Raw genomic sequence first — 19945 nt, 5'->3', positions numbered from 1 at the left:
CACCCCGGGGGCTGCATCGGTGTACACGCGCGCCCTGTGGGGGCGTTGGCGCGTCTCGGACGGGGCCCCACACTAACGGTACGGATAACCACGATGGCGCCGAGCGCTCGAACGGGGCCGTGGCCGGGCGGGGGTGGAGCCGCGGCGGGGACGGCGACGGCCCGTCGTCTGCGGGCCGGGTGCAGGCGACGGGCCATGGTCGTTCGTGGTCCGGATGTCCGGTTGTCGGGCGGCGGTCTCCGGGTTGTCGCGCCACGGCCTCGGATCAGACGGCGGCCTTCTTCAGCCGGCGTCGTTCACGTTCGGAGAGGCCGCCCCAGATGCCGAAGCGCTCGTCATTGGAAAGGGCATATTCAAGGCATTCGGACCGGACCTCGCAGGCGAGACAGACCTTCTTGGCCTCGCGGGTGGATCCGCCCTTCTCGGGGAAGAAGGACTCGGGATCGGTCTGGGCGCACAGTGCGCGCTCCTGCCAGCCGAGTTCCTCGTCCGCGTCCTCGACCAGCAGTTGCTGGAACAGCTCGGTCATGTGCGCCCCTCGTCTGTCTCTTGCGTCCCGTGATGCGGCCGTTACTGATTGCGGCCGAACGACACGAGTGAAATTACAAGTGTGTAGCTCCAGGCCAGTCAAGCGAAGATCTGCTATCGGCCCCGGTATTCACCCTGCGGAACCAAGCCTATGCGGAAAGTGTGCAAATCACCAAAAACCTGACATATGCCATAGGCCCTGCCGCGCCCCGCTTCTCATTGGGTGAGACGACCGGAATCGCCCCGATGTTGCGATTCGACCACCGAAGCGATCAAGATCACATTCGGGTCACGGAGCCTCAATGACGTTTGGGGCCGCGGCTGGTGCGCCACATCTCCGGCGCGGTGGATGCATAAACCCTTCGCCACCTCCGGCAACCGGATGAGGTGAAACATTGCCACCAAATCGGGCATCGGGTTGACAGCGAAGTGCGCAGCCGGTCTCCTTGACTTCATGCCAGCGACCGCCGCGATGTACGCCACCCACGTCCGTGGGTTCCGCACCGCTGTCCAGGCCCGCTGTTGCTGTTCCAGCTGTCACAGCTGTTGATGCCCCCAGGGCGCCGGCTCTGACCCAGCTCCTCTCGCAGAACCTCTGCGCAGCGCTGTCGGCAGGTTTCTTCTCTTCCCTGCTTCCTGTCTCCGCGCGGCCGAGGCTCTCCGGTCTCCGTGACACCCCGCACATGCACCCCCATGCCGAGGAACCACCTCATCCATGAACAGCAACAGCGACCTCCAGATCGCCGGCGACATCCTCGAAGTCCAGCACCTCCTCCAGCCCGCCCGCGAGCACCCCGCCACCGTGGCCGAGTTCGCCGGGCTCGCCCGCTCCATCGCGGCCGACCGCGCGCAGTGGGCGCCTCTCGTCCGGTACGACACCACCACCCGCTGGTACCACCGGCTGCGCACTGTTCCCCAAACTCTCGGCTCCGCTGGAACAGGGGAGGCCCCACTCGGCTACGAGGTCTGGCTGCTCAGCTGGGTGCCCGGCCAGGGCAGCGGGCTCCACGACCACGGTCCGTCCTCCGGCGTACTGACCGTGCTGGAAGGCCGGTTGACCGAGCGCACCGAGCGCGCCACCCGGGCGCTGGACTCCGGCGCGCAGCGGGTCTTCGCGCCTGGTTACGCGCACGAAGTGGTCAACGACTCCTTCGAACCGGCCGTCAGTCTGCACATCTACTATCCGGGGCTGACCGAGATGCCGATGCACGCGGCGCAGTGCGCCCCGGCGGCCGCGGATGTCGTACCCGCCTGACAAACTGCTGTGCATGCGCATTGTGGTTCTGGCCGGCGGTATCGGTGGTGCTCGTTTTCTGCGTGGCCTCAAGCAGGCCGCGCCCGACGCGGACATCACGGTGATCGGCAACACCGGTGACGACATCCATCTGTTCGGGCTGAAGGTCTGCCCCGACCTCGACACCGTGATGTACACCCTCGGCGGTGGCATCAACGAGGAGCAGGGCTGGGGGCGTACGGACGAGAGCTTCCACGTCAAGGAGGAGCTCGCGGCGTACGGCGTGGGGCCTGAGTGGTTCGGCCTCGGCGACCGTGACTTCGCGACGCACATCGTCCGCACGCAGATGCTGGGCGCGGGCTATCCGCTGAGCGCCGTCACCGAGGCGCTCTGCGCGCGCTGGAAGCCGGGGGTCCGGCTGCTGCCGATGTCCGACGACCGGGTCGAGACGCATGTCGCGGTCGACATGGACGGCGAGCGCCGGGCGATCCACTTCCAGGAGTACTGGGTGAAGCTGCGTGCCTCGGTCGAGGCCCAGGCGATCGTGCCGGTCGGCGCCGAGCAGGCCAAGCCGGCTCCGGGGGTGCTGGAGGCCATCGCCGCAGCGGACGTGATCCTCTTCCCGCCGTCCAACCCCGTCGTGTCGGTGGGGACGATCCTCGCCGTGCCCGGGATCCGGGAGGCCATCGCCGAGGCCGGGGTGCCGGTCGTCGGCCTCTCCCCCATCGTCGGCGACGCGCCCGTGCGCGGCATGGCGGACAAGGTGCTCGCCGCGGTGGGCGTCGAGTCGACGGCGTCGGCCGTGGCCACGCACTACGGCTCCGGGCTGCTCGACGGCTGGCTCGTCGACACGGTGGACGCCGGGGCGGTCGGCGAGGTGGAGGCCGCGGGCATCCGCTGCCGTTCCGTGCCGCTGATGATGAGCGATGTCGACGCGACGGCCGAGATGGCCCGGCAGGCCCTGGCGCTGGCCGAGGAGGTACGGGCGTGAGCACCGGCGAGGCGCCCTCGTACCGGGTCTGGGCGCTGCCCGGCATGCCCGAGGTGCGGGCCGGGGACGACCTGGCGAAGCTGATCGCCGCGACCGGGCCGGATCTGGTCGACGGCGATGTCCTCCTGGTCACCTCGAAGATCGTCTCCAAGGCGGAGGGCCGGATCGTCGAGGCCACCGACCGCGAGGCTGCGATCGACGCCGAGACGGTACGGGTGGTGGCACGGCGTGGCACGCTGCGGATCGTGGAGAACCGGCAGGGTCTGGTCATGGCCGCGGCCGGGGTCGACGCCTCGAACACCCCCGCCGGGACGGTGCTGCTGCTGCCCGAGGACCCGGACGCCTCGGCGCGGGCGATCCGTGACGGGCTGCGGGACACGCTCGGCGTGGAGGTCGGGGTCGTCGTCACGGACACCTTCGGGCGCCCGTGGCGCAACGGGCTGACCGATGTGGCGATCGGGGCGGCCGGGGTCCGGGTGCTGGACGATCTGCGCGGCGGCACGGACGCGTACGGCAATCCGCTGAGCGCCACCGTGGTCGCCACCGCCGACGAGCTGGCCTCGGCCGGTGACCTGGTCAAGGGCAAGGCGGACGGGCTGCCCGTCGCGGTGGTGCGGGGGCTCGGCCATGTCGTGGACCCGGCGGACGCCGGTGGTGCCCGCGCGATGGTGCGGGTCGCGGCCGACGACATGTTCCGGCTCGGTACGTCGGAGGCGGTACGGGAGGCGGTGACCCTGCGGCGTACGGTCCGCGAGTTCACCGACGATCCGGTGGACCCGGGGGCGGTGCGACGGGCCGTGGCCGCGGCGGTGACGGCCCCCGCGCCGCATCACACGACGCCGTGGCGGTTCGTCCTGCTGGAGTCCGAGGAGTCGCGGACCCGGCTGCTCGACGCGATGCGGGACGCGTGGATCGCGGATCTGCGACGCGACGGGCAGAGCGAGGAGTCCGTCGCCAAGCGGGTGCGGCGCGGCGATGTGCTGCGCCGGGCGCCGTATCTGGTGGTGCCGTGCCTGGTGATGGACGGCTCCCACACGTACGGGGACGAGCGGCGGGACACCGCGGAGCGCGAGATGTTCGTGGTCGCCGCGGGGGCCGGCATCCAGAACTTCCTGGTGGCGCTGGCGGGTGAGCGGCTCGGCTCGGCGTGGGTGTCGTCGACGATGTTCTGCCGCTCCGTGGTGCGTGAGGTGCTGGAGCTGCCGGAGAGCTGGGATCCGCTGGGTGCGGTGGCGGTGGGTCGCGCGGCGGCCGACCCCGCGACGCGGCCGGTGCGGGACCCGGAGGGGTTCATCGAGGTGCGCTGAGGCGGGGCGCGGGCGGGTTCGTCGAGGTGCGCCGGGGTGGGTCCTCACGGGCGCGGGGTTCCGGCGGGTTCTACAGGCGGGCGATGTGGCCCGGGGTCATGCGCGGGGCGCGGCGGGCCGGGGTGTGGCCCGAGAGCAGGATGAGGCGGGTCGCCCGGTGGCGCTGCCCCTCGTACGGAGCGAGCAGGGCGAGCATCTCCTCGTCGTCGGCGTCCCGGTTGCCCGCCAGGGCGTGGCCGACGATGCCGGGAAGGTGGACATCGCCGACGGTGACCGCGTCCGCCGCGCCGTTCGAGCGCTGGAGCGTCTCGGCCGAGGTCCAGGGGCCGATCCCGGGGATAAGTTCCAGGCGGGCCATGGCCTCCGGGAGTTCCATGGCCGCAGCCTCCTCCAGGCGGCCGGCCACACGTACCGCGCGCAGGATCGTGCCCGAGCGTTTGGCGTCGACGCCCGCGCGGTGCCATTCCCAGGACGGGATCAGGGACCAGGTGCGGGCGTCGGGCATGACGTGCAGACCCAGCGCGGTGAACGCGGCGTGGTCCGTGGGGCCGGGCGCCGGGGTGCCGTACTTCCGGACCAGGAGCCGCCAGGCGCGGTAGGCCTCGTCGGTGGTGACCTTCTGTTCCAGGATCGAGGGGATCAGCGACTCCATGACCAGGCCGGTGCGCAGCAGGCGCAGGCCGGGGCGGCGGTGCCGGGTCAGGGCGAGCAGGCGGTGACGTGGGCGGAAGGCGTCCGGGTCGTCCGTCGCGCCGAGCAGCGTCGGGAGCCGGTCCAGCAGCCACGGCGCGCCGGGGCCCCAGCCCGCCGCCTCGATCCGGCCGCCCCGGGCGGTGAGGCGGAGGGTGCCGGGGCCTGCGGGTGTGCGGCTGGCCCGCCAGGCGGTGCCGTCACCGGTCATCCGGTACGTGGGGTCCGCGGGGCCGCGGCGCAGTGGGCCGACGACCAGGCGCAGGTCGAAGGGGCCGGGCGGGGTCCACTCACGGGTCAGCGTGTCCGCCGCCCGGGCCGCCGCCTGGTGCGGGACGGCCGCGCGCGGAGCGCTGTGGGGGGCGCTGTGGGGGGCGAATCTTCCTGCCACGGTGAGGTCCTCGGTCGTCGGGGTGCCTGTCGAGGGTAAGCGCTGTGGCCGGTGTCCGGCTGCCCGTCGGAGCGTGCGTCGTGAGGAGAAGCGCACCGTCTATTCGTCGGAGGAGAAGCGCACCGCCGCGTCCGGGAGGACCGCCCCGCACCAGATGCGGATGCCGTCGCGGAGTTCGTTGTCGGCGCCGACCCGGGCCCGGTCCCCGATCACCGCGCCCGTGAGCACCGTACGGCTGCCGATCCGCGCACCGGACCCGACCAGCGAGTCCTTGATCACGGCCCCTGGTTCGACGACCGCGCCGGCCAGTATCGCGGAGCCGTCGACCCGGGCTCCCGCGCCGATCAGGGCGCCCTCCGCGACCACCGTGCCGCCGCTGATCTTGGCGTCGTCGGCGACGGAGGCCGTCGGCAGCACGAGCGCCTCGCCGCACCTGCCGGGGACGGCCGGGGACGGGGCGCGGCCCAGGACCAGATCGGCGGAGCCGCGTACGAAGGCCTGGGGGGTGCCGAGGTCGAGCCAGTACGTGGAGTCGACCATGCCCTGGAGGTGCGCTCCGGAGGCGAGCAGTCCGGGGAAGGTCTCGCGCTCGACGGAGACCGGACGGCCGGCCGGGATCGTGTCGATGACCGAGCGGCGGAAGATGTACGCCCCCGCGTTGATCTGGTCGGTGACGATCTCCTCGGGCGTCTCGGGCTTCTCCAGGAAAGCGGTGACCCTGCCGCTGCCGTCCGTCGGCACGAGGCCGAAGGCGCGCGGGTCGTCGACGCGGGTGAGGTGGAGGGAGACGTCCGCTCCGGATTCGGTGTGCGAGGCGGCCAGGGCCCGGATGTCCAGGCCGGTGAGGATGTCACCGTTGAAGATGAGCACCGGGTCGTCCGGGCCCGAGGTCAGCCGGGACGCGACGTTGCGTATCGCCCCGCCGGTGCCGAGCGGTTCGCGTTCGGTGACGTACTCGATGTGCAGGCCGAGCGACGAGCCGTCGCCGAAGTACGGTTCGAAGACCTCTGCCAGGTACGACGTCGCGAGCACGATGTGCTCGACCCCGGCGGCACGGGCGCGCGCCAGCTGGTGGGTGAGGAACGGAACGCCCGCTGCCGGAACCATGGGTTTGGGCGTGTGCACCGTGAGCGGGCGCAGCCGGGTTCCCTTCCCACCGACCAGGAGGATCGCTTCTTTTGCCTCTGTCACAGCACTGACTCTGCTTCCTGCTGGGGCCTGGCCTGGTTTCGGCTGGCCAGTGTATGCAGACAGGTTCGGTCGTCCCCGGTCAGCGGCCCGCCGCGGTCCACAGCAGCTTCCCGTTCCGTCAGCGGCCCTGGAGCTTGGCGGAGCTGGTCCGGGCCGAACCGAGTTTCTTGTAGAGACGCGCTCCGGGGCAATCGGTTGCGAAGCCGTCCCGGTGGCCGGAGATGACGTTGAGTTTGACCTTCTTGCCCTTCTTGTACTTGTTCCCGCCGCCCGAGACGAGGGTGGCCTTGCCGCGCGGGTCGGCGCCGAACAGCCCGAGCTTCCAGGCGGTGAGCTTCGCGACTGCGTTCACCGCGGCGGCGGGCGGGTTGGAGTTGCCGAAGGTGCCGAGCACCGCGATGCCCATGCTGTTGGCGTTGAAGCCGAGCGTGTGCGCTCCCAGGACGGCCCTGGTGACGCCGCCCGCCCGTCCTTCGTAGATGTTTCCGCACTTGTCGACGGCGAAGTTGTAGCCGAGGTCGCGCCAGCCGCTGCTCTTGACGTGGTAGCGGTAGATGCCGCGCAGGACCGAGGGCGCCTGGGAGCACTTGTAGTTGTTGCCCGTGGCGCTGTGGTGGATGAAGGCGGCCTTGACCGTGCTCGTGTAGACGAACTTGCTCTCCCTGAGCTTCTCGTCGGCGCCCCAGCCCTTGCGGGTGACGATGGTCGGACGGGGGCCGATGTACGGCCGGGTGCCGGACGCGAGGCCGGCCTGTGCCTCGCCCTGCGCCTCGGACTGAGCCTTGTTCAGGGCGGGGAGCACGCTCGGGGAGAGGGGTGCGGTGCGTCCGTCCGCCGCGGCGTCGCCCTGGGCGCCCGGTGCGACGGCTGTGCCGGTGTCCGGCTCTGCCTGGGTGCCCGGCTCGGTCCCGTCGCCGGTCGCGGGGGATTGCTGCGGGTCCTCGCCGGGGTCGACGAGTTCGAGACGCAGCCCGCCGGGCAGCGGTACGGCGGAGCCGGTCCGGTCCTGCGGGTCCGGGGCCTCGGGGCGTACCCGGACCGCGACGGCGTCCGATTCGCCGACCCAGAGCGGGGCGGTGGAGCCCCGTACGGCCTCGGAATCGCGCTCGGCGGTACCGGGGTCGGCGGAGTGCTCGGCGTTGTGCGTCTCCAGGTCCTGCCAGTCGGACCACTCGCCGGTGCCGGTCGCGCGGGTGCGGACCTGGACGGTGCCGTGGAGTTCGGCGTCGGCGTCGTCCCAGACGACGCCGACCATGGAGAAGGGGTGGACCTCGCGCTCGGGCAGCCCCTGTTCGGGGGCGGCCGCGCGGGTGGGTTCGCCGGTGGACCGGTCGGGCGGCGCCGGCAAGGTCCGCATCGGCAGGGACTGCGTCGAGCCCGGCACGTCGACGGGCTCGGCAGACTCGGCGGGGACGGTGCTGGTGTCGGGGGCGGCGCCCGCGGGCACGGCCAGCGGCAGAACGAGTACGGCCGCACAGGTGACACCGATCGAGGATGCAATGAAGGCACGCATACGAATAATCCTGGGCATACACCGGCAACTACGGCCACCTGGACGGATCCGCGCAATTGACGGTCCGTCTGCCGATCCGGTGCAGCAGCCGCTGCTCCGTCCCGCCGGGCCGGCCGTCGCCGCGTAATCTTGCGCGGATGAACGCCACCGACCGAACCCCTGCCGACCTGCTGCGTTCCGCGCTCGCCTCGGACCCGGCCCGCCCCTTGGTCACTTTCTACGACGACGCCACCGGAGAACGCGTCGAACTGTCGGTGGCCACCTTCGCCAATTGGGTGGCCAAGACCGCCAATCTCCTCCAGGGCGATCTCGCCGCGGAGCCCGGCGACCGGCTGGCACTGCTGCTGCCCGCGCACTGGCAGTCCGCGGTCTGGCTGCTCGCCTGTTCCTCGGTCGGCGTGATCGCCGATGTGCAGGGCGACCCGGCCGGCGCCGACCTCGTGGTCAGCGGCCCGGACACGCTGGAGGCCGCTCGGGCCTGCCGCGGCGAGCGGGTCGCCCTGGCGCTGCGTCCGCTGGGCGGCAGGTTCCCGCGGACGCCCGAGGGTTTCGCGGACTACGCGGTGGAGGTGCCGAGCCAGGGCGACCGGTTCGCGCCGTTCGCCCCCGTGGACCCGGACGCCCCCGCGCTGGCGGTGGCCGGCGTCGAGCTGACGTCGGCGCAGTTGGTGGCGCGGGCCCGCGAGGACGCGGACGCACTCGGCCTGACCACCGGATCGCGGCTGCTCACGGGGCGTTCGTACGACACCTGGGAGGGGCTGGCCGCGGGGCTGTTCGCCCCGCTGGCCACCGGGGGCTCCGTGGTCCTGTGCCGGCACCTGGACCAGCTGGGCGAAGAGGGACTGGCGAAGCGCGTCGAGAGCGAACGGGTCACCAACAGCGCGGTATGACAGGCACCCTGAGGACCACTCGTCCGGCTCAAGCCGGGCCGAGTCCTCGGGGCTTCGCGTCAACTCCGGTACATGATCGGCGGTACTGACCACCGGAGACACAACCAAGCGTGAGGTTCAGCCGTCTACTTCTGCGACCGGCGGCCCGACGCGCCGCCGACCGTGAAGGATGGACGCAGACGTGAGCGAAAGCGCCGGCCCGCCGGACGACTCCGACGACTCGGCGGCGGGCGGGACCGGATCGCGGTCCGGGAACGGATCCGGCGCCTCCGCGGCCGGTCTCCGGCACCACTGGCTGCGCTGGACCGCGCTCGGCGCCTCGTTCGTCGTCCTGGTCGCGGCGGGCGTCGGCTGGTGGCTGTACAGGAAGCTCGACGGCAACATCAGGACCGACACCTCCGTGGCCGCCGAGCTCAAGGCGTACGAGCGGGAGCGGCCCGCCTCCGTGGTGCGCGACGCGGAGAACATCCTGCTCATCGGTTCGGACAGCCGGGCCGGTGACAACCGCAAGTACGGCCGTGACGACGGCGGCAGCCAACGCTCGGACACCACGATCCTGCTGCACCTCTCGGCGGACCGGAAGAGCGCCACCGCGATGTCCCTGCCGCGCGACCTGATGGTGTGGATCCCGGTCTGCCACCGGGCGGACGGCACGGCCACGAAGAAGCAATTCGCCCAGTTCAACTGGGCCTTCGAGTTCGGTGGCACCGCCTGCACGATCCGTACGGTCGAAAAGATGACCGGTGTCCGGATCGACCACCACATGGTCGTCGACTTCAACGGCTTCAAGGACATGGTGGACGCCGTGGACGGGGTCGAGGTCTGCCTGAAGAAGCCGGTCGACGACCCCGACGCCCATCTGAAGCTCCCCGCCGGGCGCCAGACGCTCCACGGCGAGCAGGCGCTGGGGTACGTACGGGCCCGGAAGTCGATCGGCAACGGCAGTGACACCGAACGGATGGATCGCCAGCAGCAGTTCCTGGGCGCGCTGGTGAACAAGGTGCAGAGCGACGGCGTCCTGCTCAACCCGACCCGCCTCTACCCGGTGCTGGACGCGGCCACCAAGGCGCTGACGACCGATCCCGGGCTGGACAGCCTCAAGGACCTGTACGAACTGGTACGCGGCATGCGCGACGTACCGACCGACAAGGTGCAGTTCCTGACGGTGCCCCGGCAGCCGTACGCCGCCAACCGGAACCGGGACGAACTCGTACAGCCCGACGCCAACCGGCTCTTCAAGCGACTGCGCGACGACGATCCGGTCGCCGTGGTCCCGGCGGACCGGCTCAAGCATGACGACGAGAAGAACAACGGGAAAAACAATGCCGCGGCCGATACCCCGGATGCTTCCGGCCCCACTCCCACACCGACTTATTCGGGCAACAACGCGGCGGCGGACCTGTGCAAGCAGTAAAGCAATTCCCAAACAGAAGCCGGTGATCGGCGTGTAATGAGCAGTATGACCAGTTGTAAGGACCGTGGAATTTGTCACGCACGTCGCTCGACGACGAACTGGGCCGATAGTGTGACGCGATCCGGTGCTGCCGGCCTCCTGGCCGCGCACTTCTGGAGCGAAAGATCGAGCGCCTGATCGGGGGAGGCGCCTCGCGTGGCACCGACGGAGGACTCAAGCAACCGTGGATGCGCAAAGCCGTGGGCGGGCGGACGGAATCGACCCCGCAGACCAGTGGGTACTCAACCCGCAAACCGGCGATTACGAACTGCGACTGAATCATTCCGGAGGGGATTCGGGAGAGCCTTCCCGTACTTCCGGTCCACGTGTCCCCAATAGCAGAGGGTCGTCGGCCCGTGACAGCGGTGGCGGACGCAGAAGCGCTTCCCGCGAGGGCAGCGGCGAGCGCCGGAATCCGGCCCGCGACGGCCAGGGGACGGGCTCGAAGCCCGAGGTGCCGGGGCAGCGCAGCCGCCGTTCGGCGGGCGGCGCGCGCGGCCAGGAGAGTTCCTCTCCGGCGGGCCGCCGCAGCCGCAAGGCCCCCAAGGCCCGCCGGAAGAAGGCGCTGCTGTGGACGGGCGGCACGATGGCCTTCGTGCTGGTCGGCCTGTCGGTGGGCGGCTACGCGCTGTACCAGCACTTCAACGGCAACCTGAACACGGTCGACGTGGGCGGGGCCGGCAACAAGAACGTCTTCGACAACGACGCCCCGATCAACATCCTGATCATCGGCACCGACAAGCGCACCGGCAAGGGCAACGAGGGCTACGGCGACAAGGGCAGCGTGGGCCACGCCGACACCAACATCCTCTTCCACGTCTCCGAGGACCGCACCAACGCGACGGCGCTGAGCATCCCCCGCGACCTGATCACCGACATCCCGGCCTGCAAGACCAGGCAGCCGGACGGCTCGGACAAGGTCATCCCGGGGACGCCGAACGTCCGCTTCAACCAGAGTCTCGGCCAGGAGGGCCGTAACGCGGGCTGCACCATGGACACGGTCAAGAAGATCACCGGCCTGAAGGTCGACCACTTCATGATGGTCGACTTCAACGCGGTGAAGGCGCTGTCCACGGCGGTCGGCGGGGTCGAGGTCTGCCTGGCCAAGCCGGTCAAGGACCCGGACTCGCACCTGGACCTGCCGGCCGGTGAGCACCGCATCCAGGGCGAGGACGCCCTGGCGTTCGTACGGACCCGGCACAGCTTCGGCAACCATGGCGACCTGGACCGGATCAAGATCCAGCAGCAGTTCATCGCCTCGATGATCCGGCAGATGCAGTCCGACTCCACCCTGACCAGCCCGACCAAGCTCTACAAGCTGGCGGACGCGGCGACCAAGGCACTCACCGTCGACACCGGCATCGGCACGGGGACGAAGCTGGCCTCGCTGGCCCAGGAGCTCGGCAAGGTCAACACGAAGAACATCACCTTCACCACGGTGCCGGTGCTCGACAACCCGGCCGAGAAGACACCGGTCACCGTCGTACTGAACCCGCCCAAGGCCGACGCGCTGTTCGCCATGATGCGCGACGACACCTCCCTGACCGAGGTGAAGTCGAAGAAGAAGGCCGCGAAGAGCAAGCAGGACGCGCTCCTCAAGGGATCCAAGGCCGCCGCGGGCGACGTACGCGTCGATGTGTACAACGGCGGCAAGGTCCCCGGTGCCGCGCAGACGACGGTGGTCTGGCTGCAGAACGAGCAGGGCGTACTCAAGTCCACGAACAAGGCGAACGCCCCGGCGAAGGTCGAGAAGACGACGCTGGAGTACGCGCCGAACCAGGCGGACCAGGCCCGCGCGCTGGCCGCCATGATGGGCCTGCCCGGCTCGGCCATGAAGCAGGGAACCACGGACGCCGAAGGGCTCCAGGCGATGGTGCTGACGCTGGGGGACGACTTCAAGGGCGCGGGCACACCCATCACCGGGCCGGCGAAGGTGCCGGCCGACATTCAGCAAGCAAACGCCGACAAGGCAGAGTGCGCCAAGTGACACCGGGTCACTGCGCGGAACAACGAGTCTGAGCAGCAGGGGGGTCCTGGTGGCACGGAGCGGTACGCCCGGGGAAGGGACGCGGCCACGCGTCCGGCAGGCCGGTCGACCCGGCCGGGACGGCGGTCTCCACACGGAGGCGCCGGAAGAGGAGCCGGGCTCCGGCGGAGGTGGCCGCCCAGCCGCCCCGGCGGAGAGCGGGCACCGGCGCGGTGGCCCGAAGCGGCACGGCAAGAAGGGCAAACGCCGGGTGCTGCGCTGGGTCGCGTCGGTGACCGCGCTGCTCATAATCGGCGGCGCCGGCGCCGGTTACCTCTACATCGAGCACCTGAACGGCAATCTCAAGAAGGCCGATCTGACCCTCGGCGACAAGAAGATGGCCGATCACAAGGCCAACGCCGCCGGTCAGACTCCGATGAACATCCTGCTCATAGGCTCGGACGCGCGGGACTCCAAGGAGAACCAGAAGCTCGGCGGGGCCAAGGACACCTTCGGTGCACCGCCCCTGGCCGATGTGCAGATGCTGCTCCACCTCTCCGCCGACCGCAGCAACATGTCGGTGATCAGCATGCCGCGCGACACGATGCTGAAGATCCCGAAGTGCACCGACCCGGAGACGAAGAAGGTCTACCCCGCGACCACCGGTCTGGAGATGACCAACGAGACGCTCGGCCGCGGCGGTCCCGGTTGCACGGTGGCCACCTGGTACGAGCTCACCGGCATCACCATCGACCACTTCATGATGATCGACTTCTCCGGTGTGATCTCGATGGCGGACGCGATCGGCGGCGTCCCGGTCTGCGTCAAGGGCAACGTCTACTCGCACACCAGCACCGGCAAGGGCTCCGGGCTGAAGCTGGAGAAGGGCACCACGAAGATCAAGGGCAAGCAGGCCCTCCAGTGGCTGCGCACCCGCTACGGCTTCGAGGACGGCACCGACCTCGGCCGTACCCACGCCCAGCACATGTACATGAACTCGATGGTCCGTGAGCTGCGCAAGGGCACCAAGCTCACCGACCCGGGCAAGCTGATGGACCTCGCCGAGGCGGCGACGAACGCGCTGACGGTCGACAAGGGCGACAACGGCCTCGGCTCGGTCAACAAGCTCTACGACCTCGCGGAGGAACTCAAGAAGGTGCCCACCAAGCGCATCACCATGACGACGATGCCGAACGTCTACGGGACGGGCACGCTCAAGGAGCGGGTGCTCCCCAAGCCCGGCGACGCCGACCAGCTCTTCCAGATGGTCCGCGACGACGTCCCGCTCGACGGCAAGGCGGCCAAGCGCAAGAAACCGGCCGCCGCCAAGAAGCCCACCGCGTCCCCCGCCGAGACCCCGGTGACCGTCCGCAACGGAACGCGCACCGAAGTCGACTACCCGGTCAAGGGCCGGGCGACTGCGGTCAAGGACCTGCTGGCCGGGAAGGGCTACAGCCAGACCACGATCGACTCGCAGAACACCGAGCCGGCGAAGCGGACCGGGATCCTCTTCCCCACCGTGGACATGGAGGGCAACGCCCAGGCGGTCGCCAAGGCGCTCGGCATCCCGCTGTCGGCGGTGAAGAAGTCGACCGACGTCTCCGGCATCACGCTGACCGTGGGGGCCGACTGGCGCGAGGACGGCGGCTACCACGCGCCCTCCGCCGAGGAGAAGACCCCGGACAGCGCACGGGCGCTCAACGGCGACGACGAGACGGCGTGCATGGACATCCAGCCGGGCTTCGGCTGGTAGCGCCCTTCAGCTGACAGCGCGCCGCGCACGACGCACCGCGGGGGCCTTCCGGCACATCGGAAGGCCCCCGCGGTTTCGTCGGGTGTCACACGGTGACGGCCGGCCGGCGGCTGGCGATGACCTTCTTCGCGAGCGAGCGGGGGCTGGTCAGGAAGCCGTACCCCCACGACATGTGCATGGTCGCGAGGGCCACCGGGATCTGGGCCCGCGCCTTCAGCGACAGGCCCTTGCCCGCCGGTACGGACCCGGCGACGATCGCCGCGACGTACCCGGCGGGGACGGCGAACGCCCACGGGGTGACGGCCGCGCCGACCACGATGCCCACCGCGATCGCGCAGACGGCGGTGGGCGGCGCCAGGTAGCGCAGGTTGATCGAGCCGGAGTGGTAGCGGGCGACGACGTGGCGCCAGCGGCCGTAGTCCTTGTACTGCTTGGCCAGCGCCCGCACGGAGGGGCGCGGCCGGTACTGCACCTTCAGTTCGGGCGAGAACCAGATCAGGCCGCCCGCCTCGCGGATGCGGAAGTTCAGCTCCCAGTCCTGGGCCCGGATGAACTCCACGTTGTAGCCGTCCGCCTTCTCCAGCGCCTCGCGGCGAAAGACGCCGAGGTAGACGGTCTCCGCCGGGCCGGCCTGGCCCCCGGTGTGGAAGGCCGCGTTGCCGACGCCGATCTTCGACGTCATGGCCGCGGCGACGGCGTCCTCCCAGGCGTTCTCGCCCTCGGCGTGCATGATGCCGCCCACGTTCTGCGCGCCGGTCTCCTCCAGGAGGCGGACGGCGGTCGCGATGTAGTTCGGCGAGAGCATGCCGTGTCCGTCGACCCGCACCACTATGGGGTGGCGGGAGGCCTTGATCGCGGCGTTGAGGGCTGCCGGAGTGCGGCCGGTGGGATTGGGGACGGTGTGGACCCGGGGGTCCTCGCGCACCAGCTCCGCGGCGATCTCGTCGGTGCGGTCCGTGGAGGGGCCCAGTGCGATGACCACCTCCATCTCACCCGCGTACTCCTGTTCCAGGATGTGCCGGACGGAGTTCCTGAGGTGACGTTCCTCGTCGAGCACCGGCATGATCACGGAGACGGCGGGGTACTGCGCGGCAGGCATGGTGGTCCTCGGGTGGTCCTCGGGTGGCGCCGGGGGTTCGCACCCCACCGGGCGGCGTTATTCGGCCGCCACGTTACCGCGAATGGGGGACACCGGGGCGCCCCGCCGGGTCGCGCACCGGGCCTTTGATCGTATGGACCTACTGTGCGAACGGTCCCCTCGCACCGCGGAGGTCTCCCCCGTGCCCACACCCCACCGCTCCCCCAGTCCCTCGCGTTCCCGTGCGGTTCCGCCCCGGCGCAGGTCCAGAAAGCAGGACGAGCGCCCACGCTGGGGCATGCGGATGGTGACCGGTCTCTCCGTGCTGGTGCTGGGCGCCGGCGGGGTCGGCCACGCGGTGGTGACCAATCTGGAGACCGGGATCGACCGGATCGATCCGTTCAAGGACATGAAGAACCGGCCACGCGCCGGGACCGGCATGAACCTGCTGCTCGTGGGCACCGACGGCCGCGACCGGATCACCCCGGAGGAGAAGCAGAAGTACCGGCTGGGCGGTGCACCGTGCCACTGCACCGACACGGTCATGCTGGTGCATCTGTCGGCGGACAAGAAGCGCGCGAGCATCGTCTCGCTGCCCCGCGACAGCTACGCCGAGGTCCCCGAGCACACCGACCGGAACACCGGTGTGCGGCACTCCGAGCACCCGCTGAAGCTGAACGCGGCCTATGCCGAGGGCGGGCCGAATCTGACCGTGCGGACCGTCGAGCACATGACGGGCGTCAAGGTCGACCACTATCTGGAGGTCGACTTCACCAGCTTCATGAAGACCGTGGACACCCTGGGCGGCGTGCAGATCTGCACGACCCGGCCACTGAAGGACTCGTACACCGGTCTCGATCTCGCCGCGGGCACCCATGAGCTGGACGGCGGGCAGGCCCTCCAGTACGTACGCTCCCGGCACATCGACGGGGCCGCCGACCTGGGCCGGATGCAGCGCCAGCAGAAGTTCCTCGCATCGCTGATCGCGCGGGCGACCAGCAGCGGTGTGCTGCTGAACCCGGTGAAGTTCCGGGACGTCGCCTCGACGACGCTGCGCTCGGTCCGGGCCGACAAGGGGTTCGGTACGGAGCAGCTGCTGGAGCTCGCCCAGGCGATGCGCGGTTTCTCCCCGGCCTCGTCCGAGTTCGCCTCCGTACCGGTGGGGAACGCCTCCTACCCGGTGAAGGGCATCGGCTCGACGGTCAGATGGGACGAGGCCAAGTCGAAGAGGCTCTTCCGGGCACTGCGCGAGGACAAGCCGCTCGCCCCCGCGCGGCCCCAGGAGCCGAAGGCACAGCCGGTCGACGTCGCCCCCGGGCAGGTCCGGGTCCAGGTCTACAACGGGACGCCGAAGGACGGCCTCGGCAAGACGGTCGACGACGGGCTGCGCGCCACCGGCTTCGACACCACACGCGCCCCGCTCAACGGTGAGCTGCACGCCCTCAAGCGCACCCTGATCAGCTACGACCCGCGCTGGGACCGGTCCGCGAGGTCACTGGCGGCCGCGCTGCCCGGGGCGGAGCTGCGGCCGGTGCGGGGGCAGGGGGCCACGATGCGGGTGACGGCGGGCGCGGACTTCGAGACGGTGCGGCGGGTACGGGCCGAGGAGAAGGACGCCGGCGAGTTCGGCACGGTGACGGGCGACCAGGTGGCCTGTCCGTGACGGTGGGGGCGCCGGGCTCAGGGCGGCTCGAAGTGCCCTGCGGCAGGGAGCCCCGCGACGCCGCGGGGCCTGCTGCCGGGCGCTCTCAGTCCTCGATGCCCTCCGCCGCGCGCTTCTCGCGCAGCTCCCGGATCGCCCGGCGGCGGGCGAGGCGGTGGGTGCGCCGGATCTGCGCCTCCTGGTAGCGCCGCTTGTCGCGCTCCGTCTCCGGTATCACCTGCGGTACGGGGCGCGGTTTGCCGTCCGCGTCGACCGCGGCGAACACCAGATAGGCGCTGCCGACCTGCTGGGCGGGGGTGGATTCGTTCCATCGCTCGGCCATGACCCGGACGCCGACCTCCATCGAGGAGCGGCCGGTCCAGTTCACCTGGGCGCGGACGTGAACGAGATCACCGACGCGGACCGGCTCCAGGAAGACCATCTCGTCCATCGAAGCCGTCACGGCGGGGCCGCCGGAATGCCGGCCGGCCACGGCGCCCGCCGCGTCGTCGACCAGTTTCATGATCACGCCACCGTGCACGGTGCCCAGCAGATTGGTGTCGCTGCCGGTCATGATGTGGCTGAGGGTGGTCCGGGAGGCGGCGGTCGGCTTGCCCGGAATGTCGCCCTCCGGGCGCGGGGCCTGATCTGTCATACCGTCCACCTTATGCGGGGGCTTCCGCCCGGCGGCAATGCATCAGCTTCGCAACAGCCCTGGTGCGATTTCTCGCACCCCCTGTAATACCGGCGTACCCGGCCTGCACACTGGACCGCATGAACGATTGGCCCGAGGGATGGTCCGACGACAACCGCGGCGGCAACCGCTACGGGCGGGGCAGCGGCGGTGAGCAGCCGGAGGGCGCCCGCTCGATGCCGCACGTCCAGCGCCGCCCCGCCCCGCAGCAGCGCCCCGCGCCGCCGAGGCAGCGGCCGATCCCCCAGCAGCCGGGCGGCTACGACAACGGTGGCCCGCAGTACGACAGCGGGTACAACACCGGTCAGGTCTACGGCGGCGGCAACGCCGGCGGCCGGGGCAACGGCCACGGGGGCGATCAGGGCGGCGGCGGTTACACACAGGGACGGCCGGCGCCCGACTGGCGCCGCCGGATCAAGATAGGCGCGCTGACCCTGGCGGTCGTGGTCCTCGGGGTCTCCATAGGCACGTACTTCTGGGCCGATTCCAAGCTCAAGCGCGAGGTGGACCTCTCCAAGGTCATCGAGCGGCCGGAGGGCGGCGACGGCACCAACTACCTGATCGTCGGGTCCGACAGCCGTGAGGGCATGACGGCCGAGGACAAGAAGAAGCTCCACACCGGCGGCCCGAAAGACCAAGGCCGCACCGACTCGATGATGATCCTGCACGACGGATCCAACGGGCCGACACTGATCTCCCTGCCGCGCGACTCGAACGTCGAGATCCCCTCGTTCAAGGGCTCCGACTCGGGCAAGCTCTACCCGGGCCGCGGCCGCTTCACCAAGCTGAACGCCGCGTACGCCATGGACGGCCCCGAACTCCTCGTCCGCACCGTCGAGTTCAACACCGGGCTGCGGATCGACCACTACTGCGAGATCGGCTTCGGCGGCTTCGCCAAGATCGTGGACGCGATCGGCGGCGTGGAGCTGGACATCCCCAAGGCCTTCAAGGACAAGAAGTCCGGCGCCGACTTCCAGGCGGGCAAGCAGACTCTGAACGGCGAGCAGTCCCTCGCCTTCGTCCGCACCCGCTACGCCTTCGCCCAGGCGGACCTGGCCCGTACGAAGAACCAGCAGAAGTTCCTCGCGGCGCTGGCGAGCCAGACGGCGACGCCGTCCACGATCCTCAACCCGTTCAAGCTGTACCCGACGATGGGGGCGGGCCTGGACACCCTGGTCGTGGACAAGGACATGTCGCTCTGGTCCCTGAGCCAGATGTTCTTCGCCATGAAGGACGTCACGGGCGGCGACGGCAAGTCGATGAACATGCCGATGTCGGGCTTCAGGAACGGCAACGTGGTCTGGGACAAGGCCAAGGTGAAGCAGCTGGTGGAGCAGCTGAAGAACGACGAGAAGGTCACCGTCACCGAGAACTGACGACGCCTGACACCAGGGCCCGGACGGCACCCCGTCCGGGCCCTGTTGCTGCTCGCCCACTCATTCGCTGAGGGTGACCGTCCATGCGCCAATGTGCCGAGGTCGCGGCCGGAGGCCGGAGGGTGGGGGGATGTGGGGAGGAGGGCACGGAACCTTGTCAGTGGCGGCGCCTACAGTCGCACGCATGACGCAGGAGCCACAGCCCCCGAACCTCATGCTCGACCTCGACGCACTCACCACGGCCGTCGGCGAGCAGCCCGACAGGCAGGCGGCATATCGCTTCATCCGCTCCTTCGCCCGCGACTGGAGCCGGAGCCCCCTCACCGAAACCGACGGCTACACCCCCGCCGAACTCGACGCGGCCCAGGCCCGGCTCGGCCTGCCCCTGCCTTCTGCGCTGCGCGAGGGCTACCGACTGCTCGGACGCCGAAAGGACCTGACCGACAATCAGGACACCCTGCTGGCCCCGCAGGACCTCTACGTGGACGAGGACCGCGGCGTGCTGGTCTTCCGCGTCGAGAACCAGTCCTGCGCCTACTGGGGCATACCCGTCACGGACCTCGCCCAGGACGACCCGCCCGTCGTGGTCCGCGCCGATCTCGTCCGGCCCACCGCCGATGACTGGGCCGCGTGGCTGAGCCGGGTCAGCGTCGCGTTCGTCGAGATGGTCCTGTCCGAGGCCCTGTGTGCCGATGAGGACCTGATGGGATGGGTGACCCACGACGACGACACCGGCCTGCCCGAGGACATCGCCGCCACTTTCCGGCGCCTGCCGCTCCCGGAGTACCCGATCAGCCAGCAGCCGGGCTCACGCTGGTACGCGCACGACGAGATCATCCTCCGTGACGATCGCGGGACCGCGATGTTCCGCGCCCGTACGGAGGCGGCCTTCGACCGCTTCGACGGCGAGGACGAGGAGTCCGAGGAGGACTGACAGGGGTCGCCCTGTCAGGGCCGGCGGCCGGGCGGGGTCAGCGCTCGGCCGCGTAGGAGACGAAGCCCGCCCAGGCGTCGGGGCCGAAGGCGAGGCGCGGGCCTTGAGTGTTCTTGGAGTCCCGGACGTGAACTCCGCTCCCGCCCGGCAGTTCACCGTGTTGCTCTCCCCCACACGCCGGGGCGCCAGGCTCGCCCGTCTCCTGGCCACGGCGCACCCGGGCGACTGGGGGATCGTCTGCGAACCGGCCGCGCACATCGTCGCCGAGCTGGCCGCCAATGCCGCCGTCCACGGCCGCGTACCCGGCCGGGACT

General features: G+C 70.5%; 16 protein-coding genes and 2 pseudogenes. 11 read left to right on the top strand and 7 right to left on the bottom strand.

All coding sequences use genetic code 11. The features are described 5' to 3' along the window. Nucleotides 1-265 precede the first annotated feature (265 nt). Nucleotides 266-529 (bottom strand): WhiB family transcriptional regulator, encoded by a 264-nt coding sequence (locus ACIRJP_RS37035; protein WP_030927001.1) that lies wholly within the window; start codon nt 527-529, stop codon nt 266-268. 714 nt (nt 530-1243) lie between these two features. Between ACIRJP_RS37035 and ACIRJP_RS37030 the strand changes: the two genes are divergently transcribed. Genes ACIRJP_RS37030 through ACIRJP_RS37020 form a run of 3 tightly spaced genes read left to right on the top strand, consistent with a single transcriptional unit; the run spans nt 1244 to nt 4060 of the window. Continuing rightward, nucleotides 1244-1783: a cysteine dioxygenase gene (locus tag ACIRJP_RS37030; RefSeq protein WP_404184269.1), complete on the top strand. Its 540-nt coding sequence runs from the start codon at nt 1244-1246 to the stop codon at nt 1781-1783. A 13-nt stretch (nt 1784-1796) separates the two neighbouring features. After that, the gene (gene cofD, locus ACIRJP_RS37025) at nt 1797-2753 is read left to right on the top strand and encodes a 2-phospho-L-lactate transferase (protein WP_404184266.1); all 957 of its coding nucleotides are present in this window, start codon (nt 1797-1799) and stop codon (nt 2751-2753) included. Further along, nucleotides 2750-4060 carry a coenzyme F420-0:L-glutamate ligase gene (locus ACIRJP_RS37020; protein WP_404184263.1) on the top strand — a complete coding sequence of 437 codons (1311 nt, stop codon included), beginning with the start codon at nt 2750-2752 and terminating at the stop codon, nt 4058-4060. Before cofD ends, ACIRJP_RS37020 begins: the two co-directional genes overlap by 4 nt. A 70-nt stretch (nt 4061-4130) precedes the next feature. Here the strand turns inward: ACIRJP_RS37020 and ACIRJP_RS37015 are convergent, their stop codons facing one another. The 3 genes from ACIRJP_RS37015 to ACIRJP_RS37005 all read right to left on the bottom strand — a co-directional run bounded on the left by ACIRJP_RS37015 (nt 4131) and on the right by ACIRJP_RS37005 (nt 7845). Further along, entirely contained in the window at nt 4131-5141 is a 1011-nt protein-coding gene (locus tag ACIRJP_RS37015) for a DNA-3-methyladenine glycosylase family protein (RefSeq protein ID WP_404184260.1), read from the bottom strand. Between the two features lie 99 nt (nt 5142-5240). Further along, nucleotides 5241-6332: a sugar phosphate nucleotidyltransferase gene (locus ACIRJP_RS37010; protein ID WP_404184257.1), complete on the bottom strand. Its 1092-nt coding sequence runs from the start codon at nt 6330-6332 to the stop codon at nt 5241-5243. Nucleotides 6333-6450: 118 nt separating this feature from the next. After that, nucleotides 6451-7845, bottom strand: coding sequence for an N-acetylmuramoyl-L-alanine amidase (locus tag ACIRJP_RS37005; RefSeq protein ID WP_404184254.1), 1395 nt, complete (start codon nt 7843-7845; stop codon nt 6451-6453). 137 nt (nt 7846-7982) lie between these two features. On the opposite strand from ACIRJP_RS37005, the gene ACIRJP_RS37000 reads away from it, so the two are divergent. The 4 genes from ACIRJP_RS37000 to ACIRJP_RS36985 all read left to right on the top strand — a co-directional run bounded on the left by ACIRJP_RS37000 (nt 7983) and on the right by ACIRJP_RS36985 (nt 13907). Next, complete coding sequence (locus tag ACIRJP_RS37000; RefSeq protein WP_404184251.1) at nt 7983-8735, top strand: TIGR03089 family protein; 753 nt, start codon at nt 7983-7985, stop codon at nt 8733-8735. Nucleotides 8736-8916: 181 nt separating this feature from the next. Beyond that, the gene (locus tag ACIRJP_RS36995) at nt 8917-10149 is read left to right on the top strand and encodes an LCP family protein (protein WP_404184248.1); all 1233 of its coding nucleotides are present in this window, start codon (nt 8917-8919) and stop codon (nt 10147-10149) included. A gap of 223 nt (nt 10150-10372) precedes the next feature. Then, entirely contained in the window at nt 10373-12175 is a 1803-nt protein-coding gene (locus ACIRJP_RS36990) for an LCP family protein (protein WP_404184245.1), read from the top strand. Nucleotides 12176-12224: 49 nt separating this feature from the next. Next, nucleotides 12225-13907 (top strand): LCP family protein, encoded by a 1683-nt coding sequence (locus ACIRJP_RS36985; protein ID WP_404184242.1) that lies wholly within the window; start codon nt 12225-12227, stop codon nt 13905-13907. Between the two features lie 85 nt (nt 13908-13992). On the opposite strand, the gene ACIRJP_RS36980 is transcribed toward ACIRJP_RS36985, so the two are convergent. Further along, nucleotides 13993-15006: a glycosyltransferase family 2 protein gene (locus tag ACIRJP_RS36980; RefSeq protein WP_404184239.1), complete on the bottom strand. Its 1014-nt coding sequence runs from the start codon at nt 15004-15006 to the stop codon at nt 13993-13995. Nucleotides 15007-15283: 277 nt separating this feature from the next. Here ACIRJP_RS36980 and ACIRJP_RS36975 point away from each other — a divergent pair, with 277 nt between their 5' ends. Beyond that, nucleotides 15284-16648, top strand: coding sequence for an LCP family protein (locus tag ACIRJP_RS36975; protein WP_404184236.1), 1365 nt, complete (start codon nt 15284-15286; stop codon nt 16646-16648). An 85-nt stretch (nt 16649-16733) separates the two neighbouring features. Here the strand turns inward: ACIRJP_RS36975 and ACIRJP_RS36970 are convergent, their stop codons facing one another. Continuing rightward, nucleotides 16734-17282 carry an acyl-CoA thioesterase gene (locus ACIRJP_RS36970; protein WP_266732430.1) on the bottom strand — a complete coding sequence of 183 codons (549 nt, stop codon included), beginning with the start codon at nt 17280-17282 and terminating at the stop codon, nt 16734-16736. A gap of 119 nt (nt 17283-17401) precedes the next feature. Here ACIRJP_RS36970 and ACIRJP_RS36965 point away from each other — a divergent pair, with 119 nt between their 5' ends. Both ACIRJP_RS36965 and ACIRJP_RS36960 read left to right on the top strand, forming a co-directional pair. Further along, nucleotides 17402-18697 carry an LCP family protein gene (locus tag ACIRJP_RS36965; protein ID WP_404184233.1) on the top strand — a complete coding sequence of 432 codons (1296 nt, stop codon included), beginning with the start codon at nt 17402-17404 and terminating at the stop codon, nt 18695-18697. 184 nt (nt 18698-18881) lie between these two features. After that, nucleotides 18882-19631: an SMI1/KNR4 family protein gene (locus ACIRJP_RS36960; protein WP_404184231.1), complete on the top strand. Its 750-nt coding sequence runs from the start codon at nt 18882-18884 to the stop codon at nt 19629-19631. Nucleotides 19632-19668: 37 nt separating this feature from the next. Here the strand turns inward: ACIRJP_RS36960 and ACIRJP_RS36955 are convergent. Continuing rightward, a pseudogene (locus ACIRJP_RS36955) lies at nt 19669-19764 on the bottom strand (DUF397 domain-containing protein); the annotation flags it as partial. Here ACIRJP_RS36955 and ACIRJP_RS36950 point away from each other — a divergent pair. After that, nucleotides 19759-19945 (top strand): annotated as a pseudogene (locus ACIRJP_RS36950) (ATP-binding protein); the annotation flags it as partial. The pseudogenes ACIRJP_RS36955 and ACIRJP_RS36950 overlap by 6 nt on opposite strands.

The sequence above is a fragment of the Streptomyces sp. NPDC102437 genome, assembly GCF_044765565.1.
In the GTDB taxonomy this organism is placed as follows: domain Bacteria; phylum Actinomycetota; class Actinomycetes; order Streptomycetales; family Streptomycetaceae; genus Streptomyces.
Note: the sequence above shows the minus strand (reverse complement) of the source record. Positions and strands in the feature narration are given on the sequence as shown.

Bases quoted from the DNA above. Each gene is read 5' to 3' on its own strand.
- ACIRJP_RS36970 (WP_266732430.1), bottom strand. From the start codon at position 17,282: ATGACAGATCAGGCCCCGCGCCCGGAGGGCGACATTCCGGGCAAGCCG.
- ACIRJP_RS36960 (WP_404184231.1), top strand. From the start codon at position 18,882: ATGACGCAGGAGCCACAGCCCCCGAACCTCATGCTCGACCTCGACGCA.
- ACIRJP_RS37005 (WP_404184254.1), bottom strand. From the start codon at position 7,845: ATGCGTGCCTTCATTGCATCCTCGATCGGTGTCACCTGTGCGGCCGTA.
- cofD (WP_404184266.1), top strand. From the start codon at position 1,797: ATGCGCATTGTGGTTCTGGCCGGCGGTATCGGTGGTGCTCGTTTTCTG.
- ACIRJP_RS37030 (WP_404184269.1), top strand. From the start codon at position 1,244: ATGAACAGCAACAGCGACCTCCAGATCGCCGGCGACATCCTCGAAGTC.
- ACIRJP_RS36965 (WP_404184233.1), top strand. From the start codon at position 17,402: ATGAACGATTGGCCCGAGGGATGGTCCGACGACAACCGCGGCGGCAAC.
- ACIRJP_RS37035 (WP_030927001.1), bottom strand. From the start codon at position 529: ATGACCGAGCTGTTCCAGCAACTGCTGGTCGAGGACGCGGACGAGGAA.
- ACIRJP_RS37000 (WP_404184251.1), top strand. From the start codon at position 7,983: ATGAACGCCACCGACCGAACCCCTGCCGACCTGCTGCGTTCCGCGCTC.
- ACIRJP_RS36975 (WP_404184236.1), top strand. From the start codon at position 15,284: ATGCGGATGGTGACCGGTCTCTCCGTGCTGGTGCTGGGCGCCGGCGGG.
- ACIRJP_RS36980 (WP_404184239.1), bottom strand. From the start codon at position 15,006: ATGCCTGCCGCGCAGTACCCCGCCGTCTCCGTGATCATGCCGGTGCTC.